Consider the following 4573-nt stretch of genomic DNA (forward strand, 5'->3'; position numbering starts at 1 on the left):
CTGTACTTGAGTACGGTAAGGCGACGCTGACGTGGTTTGAATTTGATTTTCGAAGAGTATTAAGCTAGCTTTCAGGTTTGCCCCTTATACTAGAGTCATCAAAAAGAAACGAGGACTCTCACATGACCGTAACGATTAAAGTAAATTACCAAACCACTTTCCAAAAGAAAGAAGCAAAAAACTAAGACTGAATAGGAGAAGAAAGAGCGAAATGCTCTTTTTTATTTTTGAAACTACTTTCAGTCCATTATCCTAAAAGTAAAGAATCTAAAATCTCTTTCTATTTACCCTTCTTTCTTGCATTGCCTTTCTAGATATGCTAGAGTGGTGATAGCGATTACAAAAAAAGGAGTATGTTATGAAAAATCCAGCTTTGTTAGAAGAAATCAAGACTTATAGAGGACGGGATGAGGTTCCAGAAGACTTTGATGCTTTCTGGGATGAGGAAGTGAAAAAAGTTTCAACTCTTCCAGCTTATCAGTTGGAGGAAAGAAATTTCCACATTACTCAAGTCAAGTGCTATGAGTTAACATTTGAAGGAAGCAATGAAGGCAAGGTCTATGCGCGCGTCGTTCTTCCAAAGAGTGAGGAAAAAGTTCCTCTAATCTTCCATTTCCATGGTTATATGGGACGTGGCTGGGACTGGGCTGACATGCTAGCCTATACTGTGGCTGGTTACGGTGTTGTTTCCATGGATGTGCGGGGACAGTCAGGTTATTCGCAAGACGGTTTGCGTTCTCCTCTAGGAAATACGGTTAAGGGGCATATTATCCGTGGTGCTGTGGAAGGTCGGGAACATCTCTTTTATAAGGATGTTTATCTGGATATTTACCAGTTGGTCGAAATTGTTGCTAGTCTACCTCAGGTAGATGAGAAGCGCCTTTCTAGCTATGGTGCTTCACAAGGAGGGGCTTTAGCTCTAGTTGCAGCAGCGCTCAATCCTCGGATTCAGAAAACAGTAGCCATCTATCCTTTCTTGTCAGACTTCAGACGAGTGCTTGAGATTGGTAATACAAGTGAAGCCTATGACGAACTTTTCCGTTATTTCAAGTTTCACGACCCCTTCCACGAAACTGAGGAGGAAATCATGGCGACCCTTGCCTATATCGATGTGAAAAATCTTGCCCATCGTATCAAGGGTGAGGTTAAGATGATTACGGGCTTGGACGATGATGTTTGCTATCCTATTACCCAGTTTGCGATTTACAACCGTCTGACCTGCGATAAGGCCTATCGCATCATGCCTGAGTATGCTCACGAAGCCATGAATGTATTTGTCAATGACCAAGTCTACAACTGGCTCTGTGGTAGTGAGATTCCTTTTAAGTATATAAAGTGATGAATGAGAGAGCCAGTAGCTCTCTTTTTTGTTATAAATGTTGAAAGTACTTTTAAGAATATTAAAATATTAAAATATTTCTGAAAGTAAAATCTATTCTATGACAAGCTTGAGATAAACCTATGACTTTATTGTATAATAAAGAAAAAGTCTCTAGGAAAGGAGTGAAAGAGCTACTGTTTGGATTACAGCTAGCTAAATTTTGAAAGAGAGAAGGAGAGGAACTCTCGTTTATTAATTACTTTCTTGTGTTTTCCTATGGTCGGGAGTAAAAATTTTAAAACAAAAAGAAAGCGCTTTATTTTTTGGTGATATTGAAAGGTAGAAAGATGAATCAGAAGAATTATGACAGAAAACAAAGATATGGTATTCGTAAATTTGCAGTGGGTGTAGCCTCTGTAACCATTGGTGCTGTGGTGTTTGGAGTAAACCCTGTATTGGCAAATGAACAAGGAAACTCAACTGTAACTGCAGCTGAAAATAACAATCAAGGTTTATCAGAATTACCAAAAGAAGCTTCTTCAGGAAGTCTTGCTCATTTAGATAGTGAATTAGCTGGAAAATTGGCAACAGCAAAAGACAATGGTGTGGAAGTTGATCAGGATAAGTTGAAGAAAAATGAGACTACTGAAGCAGAGACAACCACTCCAACAAATACACCTGCAGCTGACAATACACCAGCTCCTGCTGATAAACCAGAAACAGATTCTGCAACTACAGAAGCAAGTAACAAGGACCAAGATAAAGAAGAAGAGGGAGTACTTCCTCGAGATTATTACGCTAGAGACATCGCAAATGCAACTCCAGTAGTGGAAAAAGAAGATGTTGAAACAAATGCGAAAAATGGTCAGCGTGTAGACCTAACCAGTGAGTTAAATACATTGAAGAAACTTCAAAATGCGACCATTCATATGGAATTCAAGCCAGATGCCAAAGCTCCAGCATTTTATAATCTATTCTCAGTGTCTAGTGATAAGAAAAAAGATGAGTACTTCACAATGGCTGTTCTCAATAATACAGCCTTAATTGAAGGACGTGATGCCAATGGAGCACAATTTTATGATAAATATACGGATGCTCCATTACAAGTACGTCCTGGCCAGTGGAATTCAGTAACTTTCACAGTTGAAAAACCGACAGCAGAATTACCTCATGGTCGAGTGCGCCTCTACGTGAACGGGGTATTATCTCGAACAAGTCTGAAATCTGGTCATTTCATCAAAGATATGCCAGATGTAACACATGCTCAAATCGGAGCAACCAAGCGTGCTAGTAATACTGTTTGGGGAACCAATCTACAAGTTAGGAACCTGACTGTCTATGATCGTGCTTTAACACCAGATGAAGTTCAAACACGGAGTCAACTGTTTGAAAGAGGTGATTTGGAAAAGAAACTTCCTGAAGGTGCGAAAATATCAGAGAAAGAAGATGTTTTTGAAGGCGGAATGCATAACCAACCAAATAAAGATGGGATCAAGAGTTATCGTATTCCTGCACTTCTTAAGACAGATAAAGGTACTCTGATTGCTGGTGCAGATGAACGCCGTCTTCATTCAAGTGACTGGGGCGATATCGGCATGGTCGTCAGACGAAGTGAAGATAAGGGTAAAACATGGAGCGACCGAGTAACGATTACAAATTTACGAGACAATCCAAAAGCTTCTGATCCATCAATCGGTTCACCAGTGAACATCGATATGGTTTTGGTTCAAGATCCTGAAACAAAACGAATTTTTTCTATCTATGACATGTTCCCAGAAGGGAAAGGAATCTTTGGGATGGCTGATCAAAGAGAAGAAGCCTATAAACAAATTGATGGCAAAACTTATCAAATTCTCTATAAAGAAGGCGAAGACGGCTCCTATACAATACGTGAAAATGGCACAGTTTATACCCCAGATGGGAAACCAACAGATTATCGTGTTGTAGTAGATCCGGTGAAACCATCTTATAGTGATAAGGGTGATTTATATCAAGGGGATCGACTATTAGGAAATATTTATTTCACAAGTAATAAAACGTCTCCATTTAGAGTTGCCAAGGATTCTTATCTATGGATGTCTTACAGTGATGATGATGGTAAGACCTGGTCAGCACCTCAAGATATTACTCCAATGGTCAAAGCTGATTGGATGAAATTCTTGGGTGTGGGTCCTGGAGTGGGGATAACCCTTCGTACCGGTCCAAATAAAGGTCGAATCGTCGTTCCTGTCTATACGACCAACCGTACCAACCACCTCAATGGTTCTCAATCATCTCGAATTATCTACTCAGATGACCATGGAAAGACTTGGCATATGGGAGGTGGTGTCAACGACAATCGTACGCTTTATGACGGTACAGTTGTTGATTCAAGCACTATGAACAATTATTATGCTCAAAATACGGAATCTTCTGTTGTTCAGTTAAACAATGGGGACCTCAAACTATTTATGCGTGGTTTGACAGGTGATCTACAGGTTGCGACAAGTCATGATGGTGGTCTAACTTGGGACAATAACGTTGATCGCTATGATGTGCCAGATGTTTATGTTCAAATGGCCGCGACTCATACGGTTCAAAATGGTAAAGAGTATATTCTCTTGGCGAATGCGAACGGTCCAGGTCGTAAAAATGGTTATATTCGAGTGGCTCGTGTTGAAGAAGATGGCCAGTTAACTTGGTTGCACCATCATTTGATTCAGGAAGGTGAATATGCATATAACTCTCTTCAACAAATTGGACCGGGTGAATTTGGACTTTTATATGAGCACCATGCTCCAGGGGGGGTTCCATATACACTTTCCTTCAAGAAATTCAACTGGGATTTCTTGACCAAGGAAAGAATTTCTCCTAAAGAAGCAAAAGTAAAATATGCTATTCAAAAATGGCCAGGTATTATTGCGATGGAGTTTGATTCGGAAGTATTGGTAAATAAGGCTCCGACCCTTCAGTTGGCAAATGGTAAAACGGCAACCTTCATGACCCAGTACGATACAAAAACTCTCCTATTCACAATAAATCCAGAGGATATGGGTCAAAGGATTACAGGTCTGGCAGACGGTGCAATTGAAAGTATGCACAATTTACCAGTCTCTTTAGCAGGATCTAAATTAAGCGATGGTATAAATGGAAGTGAAGCTGCGATAAATGAAGTCCCAGAATTTACAGGTGGAGTTAATGGCGTTGAGGCTGCAGTAACTGAAGAAGCTCCTGAATATACAGGTCCATTGGCAACAGTGGGAGAAGAACCAG

General features: G+C 40.2%; 2 protein-coding genes. Both read left to right on the forward strand.

Annotated elements, in window-relative coordinates; all coding sequences use genetic code 11:
- Window positions 1-358: 358 nt before the first annotated feature.
- Window positions 359-1339 carry an acetylxylan esterase gene (locus tag ADH52_RS04220; protein ID WP_049510279.1) on the forward strand — a complete coding sequence of 327 codons (981 nt, stop codon included), beginning with the start codon at window positions 359-361 and terminating at the stop codon, window positions 1337-1339.
- Between the two features lie 329 nt (window positions 1340-1668).
- Window positions 1669-4573 (forward strand): SIALI-17 repeat-containing surface protein (locus ADH52_RS04225; RefSeq protein WP_049510281.1); only part of this gene is annotated, 2905 nt, incomplete at its 3' end.

Source organism: Streptococcus pseudopneumoniae, assembly GCF_001072665.1.
GTDB lineage: Bacteria > Bacillota > Bacilli > Lactobacillales > Streptococcaceae > Streptococcus > Streptococcus pseudopneumoniae_S.